Origin of the sequence: Novosphingobium mangrovi (assembly GCF_022818885.1) — a bacterium.
GTDB classification, from domain to species: Bacteria; Pseudomonadota; Alphaproteobacteria; order Sphingomonadales; family Sphingomonadaceae; genus Novosphingobium; species Novosphingobium mangrovi.
This window is the reverse complement of the sequence record NZ_JALHAT010000003.1, coordinates 186,693-209,353: the sequence shown is the minus strand read 5'-3', so window position 1 is coordinate 209,353 and position 22,661 is coordinate 186,693. Positions and strand designations below refer to the sequence as shown.

General features: G+C 66.4%; 24 protein-coding genes. 13 read left to right on the top strand and 11 right to left on the bottom strand.

What is annotated here, in order from left to right:
* Positions 1-7 precede the first annotated feature (7 nt).
* Genes MTR65_RS03280 through MTR65_RS03265 form a run of 4 tightly spaced genes read left to right on the top strand, consistent with a single transcriptional unit; the run spans position 8 to position 2,837 of the window.
* Positions 8-1,039: a GNAT family N-acetyltransferase gene (locus tag MTR65_RS03280; protein WP_243797012.1), complete on the top strand. Its 1,032-nt coding sequence runs from the start codon at positions 8-10 to the stop codon at positions 1,037-1,039.
* Positions 1,040-1,079: 40 nt separating this feature from the next.
* Positions 1,080-1,343, top strand: a complete 264-nt coding sequence (locus MTR65_RS03275) for an acyl carrier protein (protein ID WP_148626486.1) — start codon at positions 1,080-1,082, stop codon at positions 1,341-1,343.
* 19 nt (positions 1,344-1,362) lie between these two features.
* The gene (locus MTR65_RS03270) at positions 1,363-2,046 is read left to right on the top strand and encodes an alpha/beta hydrolase family protein (protein WP_243797010.1); all 684 of its coding nucleotides are present in this window, start codon (positions 1,363-1,365) and stop codon (positions 2,044-2,046) included.
* On the top strand, positions 2,043-2,837 hold the full coding sequence (locus MTR65_RS03265; protein WP_243797007.1) for a hydrolase 1, exosortase A system-associated: 795 nt from the start codon (positions 2,043-2,045) through the stop codon (positions 2,835-2,837). The genes MTR65_RS03270 and MTR65_RS03265 overlap by 4 nt, the downstream gene beginning before the upstream one ends.
* A 62-nt stretch (positions 2,838-2,899) precedes the next feature.
* On the opposite strand, the gene trxB is transcribed toward MTR65_RS03265, so the two are convergent.
* A complete protein-coding gene (gene trxB / locus MTR65_RS03260) occupies positions 2,900-3,871 on the bottom strand; it encodes a thioredoxin-disulfide reductase (RefSeq protein ID WP_243797005.1) in 972 nt (323 codons plus the stop codon).
* Positions 3,872-4,066: 195 nt separating this feature from the next.
* On the opposite strand from trxB, the gene MTR65_RS03255 reads away from it, so the two are divergent.
* Positions 4,067-4,945 (top strand): alpha/beta fold hydrolase, encoded by an 879-nt coding sequence (locus MTR65_RS03255; RefSeq protein WP_243797002.1) that lies wholly within the window; start codon positions 4,067-4,069, stop codon positions 4,943-4,945.
* Positions 4,946-5,060: 115 nt separating this feature from the next.
* On the opposite strand, the gene MTR65_RS03250 is transcribed toward MTR65_RS03255, so the two are convergent.
* From MTR65_RS03250 to MTR65_RS03230, 5 genes are all read right to left on the bottom strand, one after another.
* Entirely contained in the window at positions 5,061-5,303 is a 243-nt protein-coding gene (locus MTR65_RS03250; RefSeq protein ID WP_243797000.1) for a hypothetical protein, read from the bottom strand.
* Between the two features lie 31 nt (positions 5,304-5,334).
* Positions 5,335-5,478 (bottom strand): hypothetical protein, encoded by a 144-nt coding sequence (locus tag MTR65_RS03245; protein WP_226635759.1) that lies wholly within the window; start codon positions 5,476-5,478, stop codon positions 5,335-5,337.
* Positions 5,479-6,031: 553 nt separating this feature from the next.
* Positions 6,032-6,871 (bottom strand): S-formylglutathione hydrolase, encoded by an 840-nt coding sequence (fghA, locus tag MTR65_RS03240; protein WP_243796998.1) that lies wholly within the window; start codon positions 6,869-6,871, stop codon positions 6,032-6,034.
* A gap of 13 nt (positions 6,872-6,884) precedes the next feature.
* On the bottom strand, positions 6,885-7,262 hold the full coding sequence (locus tag MTR65_RS03235; protein ID WP_226635763.1) for a VOC family protein: 378 nt from the start codon (positions 7,260-7,262) through the stop codon (positions 6,885-6,887).
* Positions 7,263-7,276: 14 nt separating this feature from the next.
* Positions 7,277-8,389 (bottom strand): S-(hydroxymethyl)glutathione dehydrogenase/class III alcohol dehydrogenase, encoded by a 1,113-nt coding sequence (locus MTR65_RS03230; RefSeq protein ID WP_148626479.1) that lies wholly within the window; start codon positions 8,387-8,389, stop codon positions 7,277-7,279.
* Positions 8,390-8,544: 155 nt separating this feature from the next.
* Here MTR65_RS03230 and MTR65_RS03225 point away from each other — a divergent pair, with 155 nt between their 5' ends.
* Positions 8,545-9,450, top strand: a complete 906-nt coding sequence (locus MTR65_RS03225) for a LysR family transcriptional regulator (protein WP_243796996.1) — start codon at positions 8,545-8,547, stop codon at positions 9,448-9,450.
* Here MTR65_RS03225 and MTR65_RS03220 read toward each other — a convergent pair.
* The gene (locus MTR65_RS03220; RefSeq protein ID WP_243796993.1) at positions 9,440-10,954 is read right to left on the bottom strand and encodes an EAL domain-containing protein; all 1,515 of its coding nucleotides are present in this window, start codon (positions 10,952-10,954) and stop codon (positions 9,440-9,442) included. The two genes, MTR65_RS03225 and MTR65_RS03220, sit on opposite strands and share 11 nt — an antisense overlap.
* A 245-nt stretch (positions 10,955-11,199) precedes the next feature.
* Positions 11,200-12,363, bottom strand: a complete 1,164-nt coding sequence (locus MTR65_RS03215) for an isovaleryl-CoA dehydrogenase (RefSeq protein WP_243796990.1) — start codon at positions 12,361-12,363, stop codon at positions 11,200-11,202.
* Between the two features lie 170 nt (positions 12,364-12,533).
* Here MTR65_RS03215 and MTR65_RS03210 point away from each other — a divergent pair, with 170 nt between their 5' ends.
* Positions 12,534-13,268, top strand: a complete 735-nt coding sequence (locus MTR65_RS03210; protein WP_243796987.1) for a DUF2238 domain-containing protein — start codon at positions 12,534-12,536, stop codon at positions 13,266-13,268.
* Between the two features lie 10 nt (positions 13,269-13,278).
* Here the strand turns inward: MTR65_RS03210 and MTR65_RS03205 are convergent, their stop codons facing one another.
* Positions 13,279-14,052 (bottom strand): enoyl-CoA hydratase/isomerase family protein, encoded by a 774-nt coding sequence (locus MTR65_RS03205; protein ID WP_243796985.1) that lies wholly within the window; start codon positions 14,050-14,052, stop codon positions 13,279-13,281.
* A gap of 295 nt (positions 14,053-14,347) precedes the next feature.
* On the opposite strand from MTR65_RS03205, the gene MTR65_RS03200 reads away from it, so the two are divergent.
* Both MTR65_RS03200 and MTR65_RS03195 read left to right on the top strand, forming a co-directional pair.
* Complete coding sequence (locus MTR65_RS03200; protein ID WP_243796983.1) at positions 14,348-15,178, top strand: sulfite exporter TauE/SafE family protein; 831 nt, start codon at positions 14,348-14,350, stop codon at positions 15,176-15,178.
* A 61-nt stretch (positions 15,179-15,239) separates the two neighbouring features.
* Positions 15,240-16,385, top strand: coding sequence for a pyridoxal phosphate-dependent aminotransferase (locus MTR65_RS03195; RefSeq protein ID WP_243796980.1), 1,146 nt, complete (start codon positions 15,240-15,242; stop codon positions 16,383-16,385).
* On the opposite strand, the gene MTR65_RS03190 is transcribed toward MTR65_RS03195, so the two are convergent.
* On the bottom strand, positions 16,373-17,281 hold the full coding sequence (locus tag MTR65_RS03190; RefSeq protein ID WP_243796978.1) for a LysR family transcriptional regulator: 909 nt from the start codon (positions 17,279-17,281) through the stop codon (positions 16,373-16,375). The genes MTR65_RS03195 and MTR65_RS03190 overlap by 13 nt on opposite strands.
* Before the next feature lie 227 nt (positions 17,282-17,508).
* Here MTR65_RS03190 and MTR65_RS03185 point away from each other — a divergent pair, with 227 nt between their 5' ends.
* The 4 genes from MTR65_RS03185 to MTR65_RS03170 are packed head-to-tail and all read left to right on the top strand — an operon-like array spanning position 17,509 to position 22,074.
* Positions 17,509-19,416, top strand: a complete 1,908-nt coding sequence (locus tag MTR65_RS03185) for an FUSC family protein (RefSeq protein WP_243796976.1) — start codon at positions 17,509-17,511, stop codon at positions 19,414-19,416.
* The gene (locus MTR65_RS03180; RefSeq protein ID WP_226635779.1) at positions 19,413-19,634 is read left to right on the top strand and encodes a DUF1656 domain-containing protein; all 222 of its coding nucleotides are present in this window, start codon (positions 19,413-19,415) and stop codon (positions 19,632-19,634) included. The genes MTR65_RS03185 and MTR65_RS03180 overlap by 4 nt, the downstream gene beginning before the upstream one ends.
* Positions 19,631-20,602: an HlyD family secretion protein gene (locus tag MTR65_RS03175; protein ID WP_243796974.1), complete on the top strand. Its 972-nt coding sequence runs from the start codon at positions 19,631-19,633 to the stop codon at positions 20,600-20,602. Before MTR65_RS03180 ends, MTR65_RS03175 begins: the two co-directional genes overlap by 4 nt.
* Positions 20,599-22,074, top strand: coding sequence for an efflux transporter outer membrane subunit (locus MTR65_RS03170; protein WP_243796971.1), 1,476 nt, complete (start codon positions 20,599-20,601; stop codon positions 22,072-22,074). The genes MTR65_RS03175 and MTR65_RS03170 overlap by 4 nt, the downstream gene beginning before the upstream one ends.
* A gap of 21 nt (positions 22,075-22,095) precedes the next feature.
* On the opposite strand, the gene MTR65_RS03165 is transcribed toward MTR65_RS03170, so the two are convergent.
* Positions 22,096-22,644 carry a superoxide dismutase family protein gene (locus MTR65_RS03165; protein ID WP_243796968.1) on the bottom strand — a complete coding sequence of 183 codons (549 nt, stop codon included), beginning with the start codon at positions 22,642-22,644 and terminating at the stop codon, positions 22,096-22,098.
* Positions 22,645-22,661: the final 17 nt, after the last annotated feature.

Below are 22,661 nucleotides of genomic sequence, written 5' to 3'. Positions count from 1 at the left end.
GCAAATCATGAACATTTCGGTTAGCGCCTCGATCTACCACCAGCCGCTGCGCGAAGTCCAACCCGGCACGCGCCTCGATACCCTGCTTTGTGAAGAGGCGCGCGCGCCCTTCGACCGGTTGTGGTGGTGGCAGGCGCTCGAGCGCCATTGCGGCCTTTCCGGCACGCTCCACGGCGCCCGCGGCGAGGCGGGGGAGGCCCTGCTGGCCCTGCACGAGGCGGCGCCGGGGCACCTTGTCGCGCTCGCCAACTGGTACACCTTCCGCTTCCGCCCGATCGTGCACGGTGATCCGGAGCTGCTGGTCCCGCTTGCCAAGGCGCTCAAGCCCCTCGCCCGCCGGATCACGCTCGACAAGGTCCCGGACGAAGATGGGAGCACCCGCGCCCTTGTCCAGGCCTTTCGTACGGCCGGATGGTGGGTGTTCTGCGAGCCGTGCGACACCAACCACGTGCTCGAGGTGCACGGGCGCGATTTTCCAGCCTATCACGCCGCGCTTCCCGGCCCCTTGCGCACGACCCTCACGCGCAAGAGCGGCAAGGTGCGCACCCAGGTCCTCAGGCATTTCGATGCCGAAGCCTGGGCGCAATACGAAGCTATCTACGCGCAAAGCTGGAAGGGCGAGGAAGGCTTCCCAGCCTTCCTGCGTGCCTTTGCCGAGGCCGAAGGCGCGGCCGGACGCCTGCGCCTCGGCCTTGCCCATGACGCCGCCGATCCGACCGGGCCCGCCATCGCGGCACAGATGTGGAGCATCGAAGGCAACACCGCCTTCATCCACAAGCTCGCCCATCGTGAGAGCGCCCGTGCGCTTTCGCCGGGCTCCGTGCTCACCGCCGCGCTTTTTCGCCAGGCGCTCGACACCGATCGGGTCGCGCTCGTCGATTTCGGGACCGGCGATGATGCCTACAAGCGCGACTGGATGAACGCCGTGCGCCCACGCTATCGTATCGAGGCGTTCCGACCCGGCGCGCTTGCCAACCTGCCCCGGCTTGCGCGCCGCCTTGCCGCGCATCACCTTGCCGCACGCTTCAAGCGCGGCTAGAGGCGCGCGGGAGATAGATATGCCTGTTTTCGAGAGGGCCATGGCAGACACCACCGACCAGACCTTGCGCGCGATCCTCACCGACGTGCTCGGCCTCGCACCCGAACAGACCGCCACCTTCGAGGCCGACACCGGCCTTTTCGGGCACCTTCCCGAACTCGATTCGATGGCCGTCGCTGGCCTCCTTACGGAAATCGAGGACCGCTTCGATATCCTGATCGAGGATGAGGATATCGACGGCGAGATGCTCGAGACCTACGGCGCTCTTCGTGCCTTCGTCTCGGCCAAGACCGCGCAAGGCTGACAGGACCGGGCGGGCACACATGGATTATATCTCCTGGCCCGATCCGACGTTTCCGAGAGAGCCCGCCCACGCGCTCGCCTTCGAAGGCGCAGGGCCGCATCGCCTGCTGATCGTCCCGGCGCTCTTCGATGAGGGCAACCGCCTGCGCCGCCTGACGGTTGAGGTCCAGCGCCGTCTTGCGGGGCGCCACACCATCACCAGCGTTCTGCCCGACCTTCCCGGCTGCAACGAGAGCCTGGCCCCACTGGAGGCACAGGACCTTGCAAGCTGGCGCGGGGCCATGGAGGCCTGCACGGCGCACTTTGGCGCAACGCACGTCCTTACCTTTCGCGGCGGCGCACTGGCTGCGCCTCGCGCCCTCCCTGCGCTCCACTACGCCCCCGTCACAGGCGCCGCGATCCTGCGCCAGATGCTACGCGCGCGCCTTCTGTCCACGCGTGAGGCGGGCCGCACGGAAACGCGCGCGCGCCTGGAAAACCTGGCCCGCACCAAGGGCCTTGACCTCAACGGCTATCGCATCGGCGCGCGCCTCTTCACCGACCTCGAACAGGCCGAGCCACGCGGCGAAGCGCAAGATCTCCCCCAGTCGCAGATCGGCGGTGCCGCTCTCTGGCTGCGCGCCGAACCCGGCGAGAGCCCGGAGCAGGCCGACACGCTCGCGCGCGCCGTGGCCGAGTGGGTGGAAGGGAGCGCCCGGCCATGAGACGGCACCCCATCCTCTTCCCATGCGCAGAGCAGCACCTTGCCGGAACGCTCGACATCGCGGACGGCACCACCGCGCTCCTGATCGTGAGCGGCGGCAACGAGACGCGCGCCGGGGCTTGGGACGGGCAGGCCGCGCTTGCCACCCGGATTGCTGAGGCCGGGTATCCCGTCCTGCGCTTCGATCGGCGCGGCGTGGGCGATAGTGAGGGAACCAACGGCGGTTTCCGCACGAGTGGCCCCGACATCGAGGCTGCATTCCAGGCCCTGCGCAGGCAGTGCCCACAGGTCGCTCGCATCGTCGCTTTCGGCAATTGCGATGGGGCCGCCGCTCTCATGCTGACGCGCGGACAAGGGTGCGACGCCCTCGTCCTTTCCAACCCCTGGACCCTCGAGGGCGAAGAGGAGGCAGCGCCCGCGCCCGAAGCAACCCGCGCGCACTACCGCCAGCGCCTGGCCGATCCCGCCGCGATCCGGCGTCTGCTGTCCGGCGAGGTCCGCCTGGGTGGCCTTATCCAAAGCCTGATCACCGCGCTTCGACCTGCGCCTGCCGTCAGGGGCCTTGTCGGCGAACTGGCGACCGGGATTGCGACCTTTCGCGGACCAATCCGCTTCCTCGTCGCCGAGCGAGACCGAACCGGACAGACCTTTCTGGCGCGCTGGGACAAGGCCGACCCGCGCATCCATCGCTGCCCGGGCGCCTCGCACAGCTACGTCGAGCCCGATGCGCAGGATTGGCTTTTTGCGCAGATCCTGGAGGTCTTACGCGAAACGGGCCGGAACGCAGGATAATACCCGCATTCCGGCCCGCTTTCAGATCGTTAGTGTTAAGGCGTGCAAACGCGCCCGGGCGATCAGCCCTGGACGGTCTCGGTCACGCCCGCGAATTCCTTTTCGGCAAGGTAACGCTCAGCGTCGAGCGCAGCCTGGCAGCCCATGCCCGCCGCCGTGATGGCTTGGCGGTAGGTGTGGTCGCAGACGTCACCGGCCGCGAAGACACCCGCAACGTCGGTCTTGGGCGTACCGGGCGTGACGAGCAGGTAGCCGGTGTCGTCCATTGCCAGCTTGCCCTTGAACAGCTCGGTGGCAGGCGCGTGGCCGATGGCGACGAACGCGCCGTCGGCCTCGAACTCGCTGGCATCGCCGGTCACCGTGTCGGTAAGCGCGAGCGCGCGCAGTTCGCCGTTGTCACCGGCAAGGAACTGGTCGACCTTCTTGTTCCACAGAACCGAAACCTTGGGGTTCGCTTCGAGGCGGTCTTGCAGGATCTTCTCGCAGCGCAGCGAATCGCGGCGGTGGATCAGGGTCACGTTGTCCGAGTGGTTGGTGAGGTAGAGCGCCTCTTCCACCGCGGTGTTACCACCGCCGATGACCACGACCTTCTTGCCGCGGTAGAAGAACCCGTCACAGGTCGCGCAGGCCGAGACGCCCTTGCCCGAAAGTTCCTGCTCGCCCGGAACGCCCAGCCACTTGGCCTGCGCGCCGGTGCAGATCACCAGCGTGTCGCCCTCATAGGTGTCGCCGCCGTCGCCGGTCGCGACGAACGTCGGGCCCGAAAGGTCCACGTCGGTAATCGTGTCCCACATCATGCGCGTGCCCACGTGCTCGGCCTGGGCCTGCATTTCCTGCATGAGCCAGGGACCCTGGATCACTTCACGAAAGCCCGGGTAGTTTTCCACATCGGTGGTGATGGTGAGCTGGCCGCCGGGCTGCAGGCCCTGCACCACGATCGGCTCCATGCCCGCACGCGCGCCATAGATCGCGGCGGAAAGGCCGGCGGGCCCCGATCCGATAATGAGCATGCGGGTCTTGTGATTGGTTGCCATCGGGCGGTCTCCGGAGAAATGCAGGAATCGGGCGAATATCGAGCGGGGGAAATAGGAACTTTCCGGCCCCTTTGCCAAGTCGGGCCGGGAAAGGATTTCGTGGCCTGTCTAAATCGGCGCTTGCCCGCCCCTTCCCGGCGTGCAGGCGGGCGCCTGGGAGTTGACCTTCCTGTTAGGCCGGGCCACCTCTCCTTCATGGACTCCCAACTTGGCCCTACTTCCAACCGTTTCGTCTCGCAGCGCCTGCGTCTGAATTACGTGGAATGGGGCAATCCCGACGCGCCCCCACTGATCCTGCAGCACGGCGGGCGCGACCATTGCCGCAGTTGGGACTGGGTGGCCGAGGAACTGCGCCGGGACTGGCACGTGATCTGCCCGGACCTGCGCGGACATGGCGACAGCGACTGGTCGCGCGAGGGGCACTACGGGATGGACGCCTTCGTCTTCGACATGGCGCAACTCGTTCACACGCTGGGTTACCCGCAGGTCAGTATCGTGGGCCATTCGCTGGGCGGCGCCATCGCCACCCGTTTCGCCGCGCTCTATCCCGAGCGCGTTGCAAAGCTTGTCGCCATCGAAGGGCTGCGTCCGGTCGAGGGCCCCTGCCGCGACCGGGAGCGGCAATCACCTGCAGACCGACTGCGCACCTGGATTGCCAGCAAGCGTGAGGCTGCCGGGCACCCGGCGCGGCGCTACACGACCCGCCGCGCAGCCTTTGAACGCATGCTGGCCGCCAACCCGTTCCTGAGCGAAGCGCAAGCACGCCACCTCAGCATCCATGGCGCCAGCCGCAACGAAGACGGCAGCTGGAGCTGGAAGTTCGATCCCTATGTCCGGATTTCGCAAACCATCGATCTCACCACCCCCGAACTTCACGCCTTGTGGGGAGAGATCACGTGTCCGGTGCTGCTGATGGCAGGCCTCAAGAGCTTTGCGCAGAGCCCCGCCAAGGACGGGCGTATGGACCTGTTCCGCAATGCCCGGCTGATCGAGTACGAGGAGGCTGGCCATTGGGTCCATCACGACCAGCTCAGCCGCTTCGTCGAGGATGTGCGGGCATTCCTGCATGGCTGACAACCGGTGGTCCGGGGTCGTAGACGTGCAAGGAGGGCACACTTTTCAACCGCGTAGGCAGCCTTGTCAGCGCGAGAGACGCGTATTGGCAGCCCGGAGATGATCGCTCTCGAACCTAATTTCCGGAGGCTTGGGGCGAAGCGTCCGCACCGTCGGCATTGCCGGCCACGGCCGAGCCGCCGAAGGGAAGCGCGAAGGCGACAATCGCCAGCCCAAGCCCGAACAGCACCGCCGGAATGACGGCCGCCGCCGCACGAGAGCGCGGCGGTTCATCCTCGCGCGCCTTATATCGCACGCGAACGGAGGTTTCAGACAAGCGGGTGCGGTCAGGGGCCATGTCGCAGTAACGCGCAGGCAACCTTGCGCGTTCCCGCCCGGCACTATCCTGATCAGTGGAGGAGGTAGAAGCCCAGAGCCGCCCAGCATGCCAGACTGAGCACGAAGCCCGCGATCAGCCCGCGCGGATCGTGCTCACCGGCACGGTTCTCCAGGCGCTGCATGGCATAGACCTGACGCGGTCCGGGATCGAACATGATGCTATTCTTGTTTGCGACCTGCACGGTGACATCCCCAAATAGTGGTCGGCATCTTGCGTTCTGCGCAACCGACCTCGTTTTACTCCAAACATCCGAGTGCACTTCTTAGTGTCATCCCGAATGGCCCTTCGACGCCTTGATCTATAACAAGATTACAGAACTTTTTCCAGATCGAATGCACAGAGGCCCAAAAACACCACAAGATGGCCGGATTTCAGAATATTAATTCGTAAATCTAAAATATGCTGACACCGAAGCGTAATAATATCCAATTGTCCAACATGCATGTCCGCACTGCAGCAAGGCGCAACCCTGCACGGATTCTGAGCATTGGCGATGCACGGCCACCGAACTCGCGGCAGGGCACAATTTGCGGCCGTTTTTCGTGCCGCAGAGCAGCAAATGCGGCGAAAACAGGTCGCACGCGGCTTGCCCGGAGCCGAATCAACGGCGCTCCGGGCAAGCATGTGTCAAACGATTCGGCAGTTCACGGCCGGGACAGACAGGTCTGCGTGCCATTCCGATCAAGCACGAGTCCGCGGCGTCCTGCTCAGCTGGAGAGGTGCGCAGCGTGCCAGGCGACGTGTTCGCCGAGGAACGTCGAGATGAAGTAGTAGGAGTGGTCGTAGCCCTCCTGCATGCGGATCGTGGCCGGCATGCCAGCGGCTTCGCAGGCCTCGACAAGAAGCTGGGTCTTGAGCTGCTCTTCGAGGAAGCCGTCGGCCGTGCCCTGGTCGACCAGCAGATGCGGTGCGCGCGCGCCGTCGGCAATGAGTGCGCAGGCATCGTATTCGCGCCAGTGTGCCCGGTCCGCCCCGATGTACCCGGTCAGGGCCTTCTCCCCCCAGGGGCACGCCAGTGGCGAAACGATCGGCGAGAACGCACTGATCGAGCGGAACCGCTCCGCATTGCGCAGGCCGATGGTCAAGGCGCCGTGGCCGCCCATCGAATGGCCGGTAATAGCCTGGCGTGCCATGTCGGCAGGGAACGCTTCCCCGATCAGCGCGGGCAGTTCGCTCTCGATGTAGGAGCGCATGCGGAAGTTGGCCTTCCAGGGCTCCTGCGTCGCATCGACATAGAAGCCAGCGCCCTTGCCGAAATCGTAGGTGTCCTCATCGGGCACGTCCTCACCGCGGGGCGAGGTATCGGGCGCGACGAAGATGATCCCGTGCCGGGCACAGGCTTCGCGAAACTCCCCCTTTTCGGTGACGTTCGCGTGGGTGCAGGTGAGCCCCGAGAGGTACCACAGGACCGGCAGCTTTGCGCCCTCGGCGTGGTCGGGCACGAAGACCGAGAAGGTCATGTCGGTGCCAGTCTCAGCCGAGCGATGCGTGTAGACGCCCTGGATGCCGCCATGGCTGCGGGTGGTGGATACCGTCTCGAGGCTCATGATCTGCTGTTCCTTATGCTGCCACGTGCCAGAGGCAGATCTTGTTGTTGTCCGGGTCGCGCAGGTACGCGCCGTAGCTGCCCGGGAACGCGGCGCGCGGCCCCGGTTCGCCATCGCAGGTGCCCCCGGCTGCAAGACCGGCCTTGTAGGCCGCGTCCACCGCCTCGGGGCTCGCGGCCTTCAGGCCGATCGTGCCGCCGTTGGCGAAGGTCGCGGGCTCACCGTTGGCGGGCACGCCGACGATGAAGTTGGCCGTTCCGTCGGAATACACGTAGGCCGCGCCGTCCTTGATCCCGAAGCCTTCCTTGAGACCATAGGCCCCGAAGACGGCGTCGTAGAAGGTCTTGGCGGTAGCGGCATCATTGGTGCCGACGAAAATGTGGCTGAACATCGTAAAGGGTCTCCTCAGTAAACCACGACCGAGCGAATGGATTCGCCCGCGTGCATCAGATCGAACGCCTTGTTGATGTCTTCAAGCCCCATGACGTGGGTAATCATCGGATCGATCTGGATCTTGCCGTCCATGTACCAATCGACGATCTTGGGCACGTCGGTCCGGCCCTTGGCGCCGCCGAAGGCCGAGCCCTTCCACACGCGCCCGGTGACGAGCTGGAACGGACGGGTGGAGATTTCCTTGCCCGCTTCGGCCACGCCGATGACGATGCTCTCGCCCCAGCCGCGGTGGCAGCATTCGAGCGCGGTGCGCATGACTTCGGTATTGCCGGTGCAGTCGAAAGTGTAGTCCGCGCCGCCGTCGGTCATCTGCAGGACCTTGGCGATCACGTCCTCGCGCTTCATGCCCTTGGTGTTGAGGAAGTCGGTCATGCCGAACTTGCGGCCCCATTCCTCACGGTCGGAGTTGAGGTCGATGCCGATGATCTTGTTGGCACCGGCGAGCTTGGCGCCCTGGATCACGTTGAGGCCGATACCGCCCAGGCCAAACACGACGACGTTGTCGCCGACCTGCACCTTGGCGGTGTTGACCACCGCGCCCACGCCCGTGGTCACGCCGCAGCCGATGTAGCAGGAGGTCTGGAACGGCGCGTCCTTGCGGATCTTGGCGAGCGCGATCTCGGGGAGGACGGTGAAGTTCGAGAAGGTCGAGCAGCCCATGTAGTGGTAGAGCTTCTGCCCCTTGTAGGAGAAGCGGCTGGTGCCGTCGGGCATCAGGCCCTGGCCCTGGGTCGAACGGATCGAGGTGCACAGGTTCGACTTGCCCGAGGTGCAGGTCTTACACTGGCGGCATTCGGGCGTGTAGAGCGGGATGACGTGGTCATCGACCGCGACCGAGGTCACGCCCGCGCCCACTTCGCGCACGATGCCTGCGCCTTCGTGGCCCAGGATCGAGGGGAACAGGCCTTCGGAATCGAGCCCGTCGAGGGTGTAGGCGTCGGTGTGGCAGATGCCGGTCGCCATGATCTCGACGAGGACCTCGCCCTCCTTGGGGCCTTCGAGATCCACTTCAACGATTTCCAGCGGCTTCTTGGCTTCGAACGCGACGGCTGCGCGAGTCTTCATGGGCGGTATCTCCTAGTCTGCCGGATGGCGTTGGCGGGCCTTCTAGCGCGTTGCTGGATTGGCGTGAATGGGGTTGTTTTGCAAAGCATTATAACCATACAGGAATAATCTTTGCAGGAGAACGGCCATGGGGCCAAGGACATGAGGCCACACGCATGAGCGGGGCCTGGGACGGCATCGAAGAATTCGTGAGCGTGGCGCGCGCGGGCAGCTTCACGGGTGCGGCGCGCAGTTTCGGCGCGTCCGTCACGCACATGAGCCGCTCGGTAAGCCGCCTGGAAGCGCGGCTGGGCAGCCAGCTCTTCCACCGCACCACCCGCTCGCTCAGCCTGACCGAGGCGGGGCGCCACTTTTTCGAGACCGGCAGCCGCCTCATTGCCGAACGCGACGATGCCATCGCCGCGATGACGGCGAGCAGTTCGCCGCGCGGGCATCTGCGGATCACCTGTTCCTACACGCTGGGCGAGCAGTTCATCGGCCCGATCCTGCGCGGCTATGCCCAGGAATATCCCGAGATCGCGATCACCTGCGATCTCGACAACGATGTCGTCGACCTCATTCGCGATGGCTATGATCTGGCCATCCGCACGGGCCACCTGGAGGACTCGCGCCTTGTCGCCACCCGCGTCGCCTCGCGCGCGATGGTCACGGTTGCCTCCCCCGGCTACCTGGCGGAGCACGGCGTGCCCCTGCGCATCGGCGACCTCAAGGGCCACGCCTGCCTGATGGGCTCGAACAGTCTGTGGCAGTTCGCACGGGGCGAAACCTTCCGCCCCGAAGGGCGCTGGAAGGCGAACAGCGGGATCATGGTGCTTGAGGCCGCGCTTGAAGGCATGGGGCTGTGCCAACTGCCGCGGTTCTATGCCGCACCGCACCTGCGCACCGGCGCCTTGCGCGAAGTCCTGAGCGCCGAATGCCCCGAGGACGAACCGATCTGGGCAGTCTACCCGCGCCCGAAGCATCTTTCCCCCAAGGTCAGCACGCTGGTGGAGCGGCTGAGAGCCGAACTCCAGGGACGGCTCTCTGGCGAGGATATCCCCGCCACCGCTCTCACCGGGTGAAGCTGTAGGGCTTTTCTTCCCGGAGCCGGGCCTCGAGCGCATCGAGCCCCAGCGCGCGGTCGAAATAGAACCCTTGCGCATACTCCACCCCGAGCCCGCGCAACAGGTGCACCTGCTGTTCGGTCTCGGCGCCCTCCCCGATGACCTCCAGATGCAGGTCCTTGGCGATCTCGATCACCCGCTCGGTCACGTGGCTGGTCGCGGTGTTGGCGCCGAGCGCGTGGACGAAGAGCTTGTCGACCTTGAGATAGTCGAGATCAAGCTGGGCGAGGAAGCTCAGGCTGGAATAGCCGGTCCCGAAATCGTCAATGGCGATGCGCGCGCCCATGGCGCGAATAGCCCGTATGGCATCGCCCGCACGCTCGACATCGATAAAGGCCCGTTCGGTCGCCTCGAAGACGAAATTGCGCGGCGGCAGCCCCGCCTCGGCAATGCGCCGCCCGATCCGGTCCGGCAGAGCCGGGTCGTGCAGATCGTTGGCCGAGAGGTTAATCCCGATATGGAGGTCGGGGCGCAGGGCCAGCAGGTTCGGCGCATCGCGCATGATCAGTTCGAAAAGTCGCTCGGTCAGCGCATGGATGAGCCCGGACGCCTCGGCCACGGGAATGAACTCATCGGGGCCCACCTTGCGCTCCCCATCGCAACGCCAGCGCAGCAGGGCCTCCACGCCCGAAATCCCTCCCGTCCGAAGGTCGATGACAGGCTGGTATTCGACGAAGAACTGGTCGCGCATCAGGCCACTGCGGATGAGCGCGGCGCTGGATGTGCGCTGACGCATGATGCTGATGAGCATGGCGGCCAGCAGCAGCCCGATCAGGATGCCGATCGGCACCAGCATCACGAGCGTCTGATAGAAGAACTGGCGCACCAGAACGCCCGGCACCGCAGCCCCCACGGCTAGATCGTAGCGGTCGTTCTTGAGCAGATAGACGACATGATCACCCGACCAGAAGCCCTTGTCCAGCATGGCCCTGCCTGCAAAGGGCGCAAAGTCGAAGGCGCCCCTGGACATGACCACGCGCTCGCTGCTCCAGGAAATCGCGGCAATGGCCGTCCCTGGCTGCAATTCCACGAAGCTGAGCAAAAGGTCCTTGTGGACGACCGCGACATAGGGCCCGCGGCCGATCACGAAATAGCCGGGTCCTTCGGGCTCGAACTGGACGTCCATCCAGACCTCGACACCGGTGTTCGAGCGGATTGACGGCTCGCCCAGTTCGACATGGATATCCTGATCGATGGAAGAGCAGACTATGGCGTTGTCCCGGACATAGCCGACGGCCTGAAGCAGAGTGGAATCGAGGTCGATGCTGCGCATCCTTGCCAGAGCCGCCTCCGAGCAGGGCGCAACGCCCTCCAGATCCAGCGCGAGGCGGTTGGCCGCCATGACCTGGTCGGCCGCCACCACCACCTTGCTCAGGACGACATCCGCCATTTCCCGGGCGGCTTCCTCGGCACGCGCCTCGGCCTGCTGCCAGGCGACCAGCGCGGCAAGGCCGACAGGCATGAGAACGAGGAAACATGCCGCGGCCAGTATCAGGGGAGAAAAAAGTCTCCGATTGGCCGACGCTGGGGTCACCCACTCACTCCAGGCAAGAAAAAGACACCGGCGCCACTCCTTACCCGATGCAGAACGGGTCTATCAGTGGCGGGAGGCAACTTCAATCTGCGGAGGCCGAGCGTAGACATATTGTATGCAATGCAGAACAAACGGCGAAGTTGCAGGGCACCTCGCCGGTCGCACAGCGCCGGTTATCCCGCCCCGATCAGTTCCCGTCCGATCAGCATACGCCGGATCTCGTTGGTGCCCGCTCCGATATCGAGGAGCTTGGCATCGCGCAGGTAGCGTTCGACCGGCCAGTCGGTCGTGTAGCCCGCCCCCCCCAGCGCCTGCACCGCCTCGCCCGCCACGCGAAACGCGCTTTCACTCGCCAGCAGGATTGCGCCAGCCGCATCGAAGCGCGTGGTGTTGCCTGCATCGCAGGCCCGAGCCACCGCGTAGACGTACGCACGGGCCGATTGCAGCGCGACATACATGTCCGCGACCTTGGCCTGCATGAGCTGGAAGGTTCCGATGGGCGCGCCGAACTGGTGCCGCTCGCGCACATAGGGAATGACGGTATCGAGGCAGGCCTGCATGATGCCCAGCTGCAAGCCGGCCAGCACCACGCGTTCGTAGTCGAGGCCGCTCATCAGCACCTTCACCCCGCCCCCGACCGGGCCGAGAACGTTCGCCTCGGGCACGAAGCAATCGGCGAAGACAAGCTCGCACGTGGGCGAGCCGCGCATGCCCAGCTTGTCGATCTTCTGGCCGATGGAGAAGCCTTGCATCCCCTTCTCGACCAGGAACGCAGTGATCCCGCGCGAGCCCGCATCCGCATCGGTGCGCGCGTAAACCACCAGCGTATCGGCAAATGTCCCGTTGGTGATCCAGAACTTGGTGCCATCAAGACGCCAGCCGCCCGGGACCGCCTCGGCGCGCAGCTTCATGTTCACGACGTCCGACCCTGCACCCGCCTCGGACATGGCGAGACTGCCGACGTGTTCGCCGCTGATGAGCGGGGCGAGGTACTTTTCCTTCTGCGCATCGCTGCCCCAGCGGCGGATCTGGTTGACGCACAGGTTCGAATGCGCGCCATAGGACAAGCCGACCGAGGCCGAGGCGCGGCTGACTTCCTCGACCGCCACGACATGTTCGAGATAGCCAAGGCCGATCCCGCCCCACTCTTCCTCCACCGTGATGCCGTGAAGGCCGAGCGCGCCCATCTCGGGCCAGAGCTCGCGGGGGAACCTGTCTTCGCGGTCAATCTCGGCTGCCATCGGCGCGATCCGCTCGGACGCGAAGCGCGCCACGCTTTCGCGGATCATCTGCGCGCTTTCGCCCAGGCCGAAATCGAAATCGGGGGTCGCTGTCATCTCTCTCCTCTTCCCGCCACCATGAACGGCGACGCATCCTTCGGACCTTGCGGGTGTTGTCCCCGGTATGTCCTGTTGTAGGCTGTCCCTGCATCCGGGACTTTGCGGTGCAGGTCAAGCAACACCTGACACCCAAGACGCTGCACTCGTAACCAAGGTGTGAAATTATCGTGCCAAAGCAGGATCCGATCGCAAAGCCATCGAGCCCCCGCGACGCGCAGCCCAGCAAGGCCGTCCTGGGTACCAACGCACCACCGCGCGTGCAGGTCCTCGTAACCTACCTTTTCCTGGCGATCATGGGCATCGAGCTGGTCACGCTGGTGATCTCCGCGCGCTGGGCCCACGTGTTCCTCGTCACCGGCCTCATGATCGTCATCGCCATTCCCGTCACGGTGCACCGTCGCCTGATCGCCAACGTGCCGGTCGAGATCCAGATCTTCGCGGTCATCTTCGTCTTCGCCACGCTGTTCCTGGGCGAAGTGGGCGACTTCTACGAGAAGTTCTGGTGGTGGGACATCGCGCTCCACACCTGTTCGGGCGTTTTGCTGGGGCTGCTCGGCTTTCTCACGCTCTACATGCTGAACGAGACCGAGACGGTCAGCCTGCACATGCGCCCCTCGTTCCTGGCCTTCTTCGCCTTCTTCTTCAGCGTCGGGCTCGGCGCGATCTGGGAGATCTTCGAGTTCACGATGGACCAGGTCTTCGGGCTCAACATGCAAAAGCCGATGCTGGACGATCCGTCCGGGCTCACCGACACGATGTGGGACCTCATTGTCGATACACTGGGCGCGCTGACCGCCAGCCTGATCGGCCTTGTCTACATGCTTCAGGCCCGCAAGGAGGGACGGCGCGACTGGCTGCAGCGCTTCGTCGACCGCTACCCCCGCTTCTTCAACCACACCTGAGGGCGCGCCCTCACGAGCCGATGAAGTGTGCCGGGCGCCGCTCGAAGACCGAGGCAACGCCCTCCGCGTAATCCGCCGTCGCGCGCAAGGCCGATTGCTCGGCATGTTCGCGCCGCATCGCCGCCACCGCCGCGTTGGCCGTGCCATCCATCAGCGTGCGTCGCACCGCAAGCAGCGCCAGCGGAGCGTTGCCGGCGATCTCGTGCGCCATGGCAAGCGCCTCTTCGCCCACGGTGCCCTCGTCCACCATGCGGTCGACCAGCCCCCAGTCGAGCGCCGTCTTGCCCTTCACGCGCTCCGAAGAAAGCATCATCCAGCTCGCCCGCTGAGGGCCCAGGAGCCGTGGCAGGGTGTAGGTCAGCGCGAAGCCGGGGTGAAAGCCAAGCCGGGTAAAATTGGCCGAGAGCCGCGTGGTCGGGTCGGCCACCCGGAAATCGGCGGCCATGGCAAGGCCCAGCCCTGCACCGATGGCCGCGCCCTGCACCCCGGCGATGATCGGCTTGCGGCGGCGGAACATGCGCTCGGCCTGATTGTAGAGCTTGGAGATCGCAGCCATGCCGCCATTGCCCGCAATCGCGGCGTCCCCGGCAAGATCCGCGCCTGCGCAGAACGAGCGCCCTTGCGAGGTCAGGACCGAGCAGCGCAGCGCCGGATCGCTGTCCACCTTGTAGAGCGCATCGGCAATCTGGCGCATCAGGTCGGGACAGGCGAAGTTGTGGGGTGGCTTGGAAAAATGGATCTTCGCAACGTGGTGATCACGCTCGAGGGTCACATCGATGCTCATCTCTGGTCGGTCTCCTGCCTGACGGCCTTTTTCATGCCTTTGCCGACTTATTCCAGAAAGGTTAGCGCCTGTTCAAGCACGTTCGCGGTTATGAGCCAGCGCATCTCTGTACGGCATCTATCGCGCGATTGCTGCATTGCCGAAATTTAAGGGCTCGCCTGTGCGCAATTCCTTCGACATACTCCACGGCCATGCACAGACGTGACACTCCGCCTCGCCTTGCAGTTCTGCCCATGCCCTGCGTTTCGGGGGAGCGCATCGTCCGCCTGTCCGCGCACTTGCGGTGCAGCGCGGCATGACGGCGGACCTATGGACCTGGGCTTTACCGCTCGTGCTCATGCTGGGAGCAGGTCTGGCCTCGGGCTTTGCCGCCGGGCTCTTCGGGATCGGCGGTGGTTTCGTGGTCGTGCCAGTGCTGTTCATCATGCTGCCGCTGCTGGGGGGGACGCCCGAGAGCCTCGCCCATGTCGCCATCGGCACCTCGCTCGCCACGATCCTCGTGACCTCGCTGCGCTCGGTTCAGGCCCATGCCCGGCGCGGGGCGGTCGACTTCGCGCTGCTCAAGGCCTGGGCGCCCTGGATCGTCCTTGGCGTGGCGGCAGGCGTACTGCTTGCGGCACGGGTCAGCGGCGCCATGCTTGCGCTCATTTTCGGGGCGGGCGTTGCCGTCATGGCGCTCCATTTCCTCTTCCCCATCCTTGCCAACCGCCACTTGCGTGACGAGCTTCCCGGCGGCCTTGCACGCGTCGGGATCGCGGGCGGGATCGGCGCCTTCTCCTCTCTTTTGGGCATTGGCGGCGGCACCATCGCGATCATCGTCATGACGCTGTGCGGCAAGGACATCCACCGCGCCATCGCGACGGCATCGGGCGTCGGCTTCCTGATCGCGGTGCCGGGCACCCTGGGCTTCATCGCCATCGGTCTTGGCGCGCCTGACCTGCCGAGCGGATCGCTGGGCTACATCAACCTTCCGGCCACGCTCGCCATCGTCAGCACCTCGATCATCTCGGCCCCCTGGGGCGCGGCGACCGCGCACCGCCTGCCTGCCGCCGTGCTGCGCCCGGTCTTCGGCCTCTACCTGCTCTTCGTCGCCTTCACCATGGTCCGCAACGGGCTCGGAGGCTGATCTCGCCAAGGACCTGCCCGCACTCGATCCCCCCGTCCATCCCATAAGGAGGAAACGCCCGATGTCCCATGCCTTCACCCGCCGCGCCCTGATCGGCAGCGCGACCGCCGGAACGGCGCTGGGCCTTGCCGCAACGGGCGCCTCGCGCGCGGCGCTGGCCGCCTCGCCGGTTCTGCCGCCCAGCGCAGTTGGCGACCTCTTCGGGCCGCCCACAGGGCTTGCCCAGCTCAGCCGGAACGAAAACCCCTTCGGCCCCTCGCCCAAGGCGCTCCAGGCCCTCACACAGGCCTCCGGCCACGGCGCCTACTACGCCGACCGAGGCGTCGCCTACCTTACCGACATGATCGCCGAGCGCTTTGGCCTTACCCCGGATCACGTCATCGTGAGCTCGGGCTCCACCGAGGTCCTGTGCTGCGCCTCGATGGCGCTGGCCGAGCAAGGCGCGATCCTGTGCCCGGACCTGTTCTGGGACACCACCGTCACGTATGCCGAGAAGAAGGGCGCCAGGCTGAAGCGCGTTCCGCTCGCCCCCGACATGGGCATCGACCTTGCCGCCATGAAGGCCGCGATCACCCCGGACATCGGCCTCATCCATATCTGCAATCCCAACAACCCCACCGCCATGTCGCTCGATGGCGATGCCCTGCGCGCCTTCATCCGCGGGGTCGACCCGGCCATCACCGTCCTTGTCGACGAGGCCTACATGGAGCTGACCGCGCGGCCCGAATACACCTCGATGGTCGATCTCCTGGCCGAACGCGAGAACCTCATCATCTGCCGCACCTTCTCCAAGATCTACGGCATGGCGGGGCTGCGTCTGGGCTACGCGCTCACTTCGCCCGCCATGGTGGAGAAGCTGCGCGGCTATCTGATGAGCTTTGGGGGCAACAGTGCCGGGCTCGCCGCGGGGATCGCCTCCTACCAGGATGAGGCTTTCCTTTCCTATTCCAAGGCCCGCATCCTTGAAGCGCGCGAGGCCATCATGGACGCGGTCGGCGCGGCCGGGCTCACCGCCCTGCCCTCTGACGCCAGCTTCGTCTATGTGAAGGTGCCCGATGCCGATGCCCTGAAGGCCGAGATGGCCAAGGCCCAGGTCGCGATCCGCCCGGCCTACGGGACCTGGACGCACTACTCACGCGTCAGCACCGGCCGCATGGAAGACGTGGCCCGCTACGCCGAGGTGCTGCGCCAGACCTACAAGGCCTGAGGCAGCGCCGCGTCCTCGCGGAACTTCTCGCGGATCAACTCGTGCACCGCCGCGATCCGCGGTTCGCGCAGGACCTTGGGCAGCCAGATCAGGAAGTAGCGGTTGACCGGCATCTCGACCGGCGGCTCGATCTCGACAAGTTCGCCGCTCGCGATGTGCCGTTCGCACAAGTAGCTGGGCAGGACGCACCAGCCAAAGCCGTCCATGACCATGCGCTGGAGGCACCTAAGGTCCTGCCCCATGACGGCGGGCGGAAGTGCATGGCGCGCCAGGCCATTGGCGCCCAGCCAGGTCGAAATGAGCTGCTGCTTGATGTTGAAGGCCAGCACCGGCTCATCGTGAAGCGCCTGGCTCAGATCGGGCGCGGCCATGATCCGCGCGGCCACTACAGGCGAGGCGACCGCGTGCAGGCGCTCCTCGTGCACCATCTCGCTGCGCACATTGCCGTCAAGCACCGGGTAGCCCGACAGCGCCAGGTCGCAATCGTCCTCCAGCACGCCAGCCGCCATCTGCGCGTGGTCCGCGGCCGCGAAGCGGATCTGCATCCCCGCCCGCACCAGTGAGACAAGCCGGGGCACGACCATCTCGGCCAGGAAATCGGCCTGCCCCATGATCCGCACGATGCCGGTCTGATCCCGTGAGCGGGCCCGGGTGCGCGCCAGGACGGCCTCGGCCATGTCGAGGGTATCGCCTAGCCCTGCGGCCATCTCGTCGGCAATCACCGTCGGGCGCACCCCCTTGGCGTGGCGCACGAAGAGCGCATGGCCGATCGCGGCCTCAAGCGCAGCGATATGCTGCGAGATTGCAGGCTGGGTCAGGCCCAGGCTGCGCGCAGCACCGCTAAGCGATTGTTGCCGGTAGACTTCCACGAAACTGCGCAGTTGTGTCAGGGCCATGACCTCACATAACGCAACTTATGGATAATCCCAAATCATCTAATATCCCTTAGGAGTAAAAACCGCATATTGGGCACCTCGCCCATCGCGGACGGATGATTGATCCCCCCTCCCCCACGTTCATCCGATCGCGATGGGCATTCTCGCCTTACCCTCGCACGCGCGCCCGACCGACCACCCCATCGCCCCTGCCGGACACCGTCGCCTCCCCGTTGGACCCCCGCCCGATGACCTCGCCCCGCTGGCAGGCTAGTTTCTTTGCCCTGAAGACCACGCTGGCCGCGCTCATGGCGCTGTGGATCACGCTGTGGGTCGGACTGGAGCGTCCGTTCTGGGCGATCACGACCGCCTACATCATCTCCAGTCCACTTTCCGGCGCAACGCGCTCCAAGGCGATCTACCGCGTGCTCGGCACCTTCGTGGGCGCGACCGTGGCCGTGGCGCTCGTCCCTGCGCTCGTCGACTGGCCGCCGCTCCTGTGCCTCGCCTTCGCGCTGTGGGTCGGGGGGACGCTGGCGATCTCGCTGCTCGACCGTTCGCCGCGCGCCTACACGATGATGCTGATGGGCTACACCGCGCTCATTGTCGGCTTTCCCGCGGTGGACCAGCCCGAGGCCGTGTTCGAGATCGCGACCGCGCGCGTGACCGAGATCGTGCTTGGCATCACCTGCGCGACGCTCACCCACAGTCTGCTCTGGCCCCAGTCGGTGGGCAGGACGATGGGCCTCAAGCTCTCGGTCTGGTGCCGCGATGCCCGCGCTTGGCGCGCCGAGATCCTGGCCTCGGACGGGTCGGGCGATCCCCGCGAGGGGCGCCGCAGGCTGGCCAAGGACGCGATGGACTGCGTCATCATGGCCACCCACATCCCCTTCGACACCTCGCACTGGCGCGACGCCAGCAGTTCGGTCCAGGCGATGCTGCGCCGGATCCTGCTGCTGCTGCCCGCGCTTTCGGGTCTCGCCGACCGCCAGCGCGCGCTCGACGAGCTTGCGACCCGGCCGGACGCGAGCCCGGAATGGCGCGACCTCCTGCGCCACAGCCATACCTTGCGCGAAGGCCAGACCGCGCAGCTCCTTGACGAATGCGAGGCGATCCTCGCCCACGTCGAGGACCGGCGCAAACCCAAGCCGGTCGACAAGCTGGAGAACCGCGCGGTGATCGCGCTCCACGCCGACTGGGTCTTTGCCATGCTGGCGGGGCTCGCCGCGGCGATCTCGATCCTCATCTGCTGCGCGATCTGGATCGGCACGGGTTGGGCCGACGGCGGGGTCTCGGCGATGATGACGGGCATCTTCTGCTGCCTCTTTGCCGCCCTCGACAATCCGGTGAAGATGATTTTGAGTTTTGGCGGGGCGATCATCGTCTCGCTGATCCCGGCCGCCTTCTACCTCTTCGTGCTGATGCCGCCGGTCGATGGGTTCATTCCCCTCGCAATCCTGCTTTTCCCGGTGCTGTTCGCGGCGGCCTGGATCATCCCCCATCCACGCTATGGCCTGATGGGGGGCGCGTTCATGCTGGGCTTTGCCAATGCGCTGGCGCTGCAGGAGAGCTACCACGCCGACTTTGCGCGCTTCCTCAACGGCAATGCCGGGCAGGTGCTGGGCGTGCTCGTCGCGGCGATCGTGACGGCGGGGCTGCGCTCGGCGGGCGTGGACCGGATCGTGCGGCGCCTGCGCCGCAATCTCCACCGCGATCTCGTCAGCCTCGCCTCGGCACGCGTCGCGCCCAACCCGATGGCCGCCCTGGGGCGCACGACCGACCGCATGGCGCTCATCACCGAGCGCCTCGGCGATGCGACCGACGAGGCCACCGCAACCTTGCGCGAGGTGCGCATCGCCGAGAACATCGTCACCATCCAGCAGGTGCGCACGAGCGCCGAGCGCAAGCTCTCGCTCGCCCTCGCGCGGGTCCTGCGCGACGTGACACGCACCTACCAGGAGCCCGCGCGGCCCGCGCCCCCGCGCCTGCTTGCCCGGATCGATGCGGCCATGCGCCTGATGCTCGCCAAGGGGCCGCCGGTCGCGCACCGCCAGGATGCCCTGCCCGACCGTACCGATGGCCTGGGCGCGCTGGTGGCCCTGCGCCGCAACCTCTTCCCCGAAGCCGCCGATTTTCGAAGGGATGCCCTGACGTGACGCCGGACTATCTGCTGGGCGTCATCTACGTCGCCGCCGCCCCGGTCGAGGCCTGCATCGCGCTCGTCCTCACCTTCCTCTTGCACCGCCTGCTCTCCACGCTGCGCCTCTACCGCTGGATCTGGCACGGGGTGCTTTTCGACACCGCTCTCTTCGTCGTCGTCTGGGCCGCCCTGGTCCTTGTCCTTCCCCCGCAGTTTGCCGGATACCACCCATGAGCCCGTCATCCACCGAACGTCGCCGCAAGGTCATTTCCATGGCCATCACGGGTTCGCTCGTGCTTGTCTCGATCTGGGCGGGCATCTCGCTGTTCCGCTACTATCAGGACGATCCCTGGACCCGGGACGGGCGCATTCGGGCCGACATCGTGCAGATCGCCCCTGACGTCGGCGGGCTCGTCACCAAGGTCTATTTCGACCACGACGATCCGGTGAAGCGCGGCGACATCCTCTTCGAGATCGACCCGGCCCGCTACACGCTGGCCGTGACCGAGGCGAAAGTCGCGGTGCGCCAGGCCGAGGCCGACCTCGACGCGGCCCGCTCCGCCGCGCAAGGAGTTGAAGCGAGCCTGGCCGAAGCCCGCCGCGAGGAAAAGCGGGACACCAGCCTGTCCGACCTTCTCCCCAGCGAGACAACCGAGCAGACCCAGACCCGCGCCCGCGAGCTGACCGCGCGCGCCGCACAGGCCCACGCCGCCATCGAGCAGGCCGCCGCCCGTCTCGCGGCCGCGCGCAACGCGCTCGATCTCGCCGAACTGAACCTCAAGCGCACCCACGTGGTCGCGCCGGTGAGCGGCTACATGTCGGACTTTGCCCTGCGCGTGGGGAACTACGTGAGCGCGGGCAGTCCGGTGCTCGCGCTCGTCGACACCTCCACCTTGCGCGTAGAAGGCTACTTCGAGGAAACCAAGCTGTCCCATATCCACTTGGGCCAGAAGGCGCTGATCCGGCCGATGGGCACCGACGAGCCGATGCACGGGCACGTCTTTTCCATCGCGGCGGGCATTAAGGACCACGACCGCACCGACAGCCAGGACCTCCTGCCCGCGATCAACCCCTCCTTCAGCTGGGTGCGCCTGCCCCAGCGTATCCCGGTGCGCATCCATATCGACGATGCACCCAGGGACCTTGCGCTGATCTCGGGGCGCACGGTCTCGGTCAGCCTCGAACTGGACGACGAGCAGTGAGACGCCTGCGCTTTCGCTCACTGGGCGCTCTCGCCAGCATCGCCGCGCTGGCCGCCTGCACCGTGGGGCCCGATTACCACCTGCCCGAGAACGCCGCCATTGCCCGGCCCGAGGCCAAGGCCCCGCTCACCTCGGGCGCACTGACCGTAGCGGACGAACTGCCACCGCGCTGGTGGTCGCTTTACGACGATCCGGTGCTCGACGCGCTGGAAGAGCAGGCGCTCGCGGCCAATACCGAGCTGCGTTCCGCCGGCGCCAACCTCGCGCGCTCGGCCGCTATGGTCCGTGCGACCAAGGGCCTGCACGATCCGCAGGTGGCGGTCGACGCCGAGGTTCAGCGGGCGCGTCTTTCGGGCGAGAGCTTCCTGCGCTTCGAGACGATCCCGATGAACAATCTGGGCATCGGCGAGGCCAACGTCTCCTACCAGCTTGACCTCTTTGGCCAGATCCGCCGCCGGGTCGAGCAGGCCGAGACCGAGCACGAGGCTACCGAGGCACTGCTGGAGGCCGTGCAGGTCACCGTCGCGGCCGAAGTCGCGCGCGCCTATGTCGAGGTCTGCGGCGAGAACGAGGCCGTGGAGCTGGCCGAACAGGCCGTCGCGACACGCGAACACATCCTGAGTGTGCTCGAACGGCTCCACGCCGCCGGCAAGATCGGCACCCCCGAGGTCACCCTTGCCGAACAGATGCTTGCGCAGGCCCGTTCGCAGCTCCCCGGACACCGCGCCCGCGTGCGCGCCGGGCTCTATCGCCTCGCCTATCTCATCGGCAAGACGCCCGCAGAGTACCCGCACGAGGTGGAAAGTTGCAAGGCTCTGCCCAAGCTGGACCGTCCCCTTCCCATCGGCGACGGCGCCTCGCTGCTGGCGCGCCGCCCCGATGTGCGCGCGGCCGAACGCACGCTGGCCTCGGCCACGGCCGGGATCGGCGTCGCCGAGGCCGACCTCTACCCGCACATCGCGATTGGCGGCGGGGGCGGCACCTTCGGTCTCCTCGCCGACGTGGGCAAGGCAATGGCGGGCCACTGGTCGATCGGCTCGATGCTGAGCTGGGTCTTTCCCACCCGCCAGCAGCGCGCGCGCGTCACGCTGGCCAAGGCCGGGGCGGACAAGGCGCTCGCCGATTTCGACGGCGCCGTGTTGGGCGCCTTGCGCGAGACCGAGACCGCGCTCTCCTCCTACCGCGAGGCGCACAACCGCGCCGTCGATCTGGAGGAAGCCTTGGAGAAGGCCGAAACGCTCGACGCGCAGAGCAAGCGTCTGTTTCGCGCAGGTAAGACCGGCCTTCGCGATGACCTCACCAGCAACGCCTCTCTCATCGCCGCACGCGATGCCGAGCGCGAGGCCAACGACGCGGTTGCACAGGCGCAGATCAACCTGTTCCTGGCGCTGGGCGGGGGCTGGACCGATCAGAAGGCGAGCGAGGCCCTCCCCGAGGAAGGCAGCGAACTGCCGCCCGAAGCCGGAACCTGACCTCGCCCAGCCGATCCGCCGTTACTTCGGCGCGCTGAGGACGGCGCAGGCAACGCGGCTGCCCGCCGCGCCCGAAGGCTGGCTGGTGTAATCGTCCGCGCCCTCGTGGATGACGAGCGCCGAACCGTCGCCATCATGGATCGAGGTTTCGCCCGCCATCAGCGTAACGCCGGTGTTGAGCACCTGGGTCTGGAGATGCCCGTCCGCGCCCACGGTCTGATTGGGCATGTCACCGCCGTGGGGGCCACCCTCGACCATCAGGCCATGGCTGCTGCCTCCCGGCGCGAAGTGGCCGCCTGCGCTCTTGAAGCCCACCGCGGGATCGCAGGTGCCACTCTCATGGATGTGAAAGCCGTGCGCACCGGGAGCAAGGCCGGTCACGTCCGCCTTGATGAGGACTCCCGCCGGGGTCTGTTCAAGGTCGACCCGGCCCACACTGGCCCCGGACGTGTCGATGACCGCAGCGCTCACCTTGCCTTCGTGATGCTCGGCCAGCGCGGTGGTCGCGGCGAGCGGGGAGAGGCTGACGGCCAGCAGGGCCGCGGCGGTCACGCGAGGGGAGGTGAACATGAAAAGGCTCCTTTGCT

Bases quoted from the DNA above. Each gene is read 5' to 3' on its own strand.
- MTR65_RS03270 (WP_243797010.1), top strand. From the start codon at position 1,363: ATGGATTATATCTCCTGGCCCGATCCGACGTTTCCGAGAGAGCCCGCC.
- MTR65_RS03175 (WP_243796974.1), top strand. From the start codon at position 19,631: ATGAGCCCGTCATCCACCGAACGTCGCCGCAAGGTCATTTCCATGGCC.
- MTR65_RS03230 (WP_148626479.1), bottom strand. From the start codon at position 8,389: ATGAAGACTCGCGCAGCCGTCGCGTTCGAAGCCAAGAAGCCGCTGGAA.
- fghA (WP_243796998.1), bottom strand. From the start codon at position 6,871: ATGAGCCTCGAGACGGTATCCACCACCCGCAGCCATGGCGGCATCCAG.
- MTR65_RS03220 (WP_243796993.1), bottom strand. From the start codon at position 10,954: ATGCCTGTCGGCCTTGCCGCGCTGGTCGCCTGGCAGCAGGCCGAGGCG.
- MTR65_RS03200 (WP_243796983.1), top strand. From the start codon at position 14,348: ATGACGGCGGACCTATGGACCTGGGCTTTACCGCTCGTGCTCATGCTG.
- MTR65_RS03165 (WP_243796968.1), bottom strand. From the start codon at position 22,644: ATGTTCACCTCCCCTCGCGTGACCGCCGCGGCCCTGCTGGCCGTCAGC.
- MTR65_RS03225 (WP_243796996.1), top strand. From the start codon at position 8,545: ATGAGCGGGGCCTGGGACGGCATCGAAGAATTCGTGAGCGTGGCGCGC.
- MTR65_RS03215 (WP_243796990.1), bottom strand. From the start codon at position 12,363: ATGACAGCGACCCCCGATTTCGATTTCGGCCTGGGCGAAAGCGCGCAG.
- MTR65_RS03245 (WP_226635759.1), bottom strand. From the start codon at position 5,478: ATGTTCGATCCCGGACCGCGTCAGGTCTATGCCATGCAGCGCCTGGAG.
- MTR65_RS03280 (WP_243797012.1), top strand. From the start codon at position 8: ATGAACATTTCGGTTAGCGCCTCGATCTACCACCAGCCGCTGCGCGAA.
- MTR65_RS03255 (WP_243797002.1), top strand. From the start codon at position 4,067: ATGGACTCCCAACTTGGCCCTACTTCCAACCGTTTCGTCTCGCAGCGC.
- trxB (WP_243797005.1), bottom strand. From the start codon at position 3,871: ATGGCAACCAATCACAAGACCCGCATGCTCATTATCGGATCGGGGCCC.
- MTR65_RS03190 (WP_243796978.1), bottom strand. From the start codon at position 17,281: ATGGCCCTGACACAACTGCGCAGTTTCGTGGAAGTCTACCGGCAACAA.
- MTR65_RS03205 (WP_243796985.1), bottom strand. From the start codon at position 14,052: ATGAGCATCGATGTGACCCTCGAGCGTGATCACCACGTTGCGAAGATC.
- MTR65_RS03195 (WP_243796980.1), top strand. From the start codon at position 15,240: ATGTCCCATGCCTTCACCCGCCGCGCCCTGATCGGCAGCGCGACCGCC.
- MTR65_RS03185 (WP_243796976.1), top strand. From the start codon at position 17,509: ATGACCTCGCCCCGCTGGCAGGCTAGTTTCTTTGCCCTGAAGACCACG.
- MTR65_RS03235 (WP_226635763.1), bottom strand. From the start codon at position 7,262: ATGTTCAGCCACATTTTCGTCGGCACCAATGATGCCGCTACCGCCAAG.
- MTR65_RS03265 (WP_243797007.1), top strand. From the start codon at position 2,043: ATGAGACGGCACCCCATCCTCTTCCCATGCGCAGAGCAGCACCTTGCC.
- MTR65_RS03275 (WP_148626486.1), top strand. From the start codon at position 1,080: ATGGCAGACACCACCGACCAGACCTTGCGCGCGATCCTCACCGACGTG.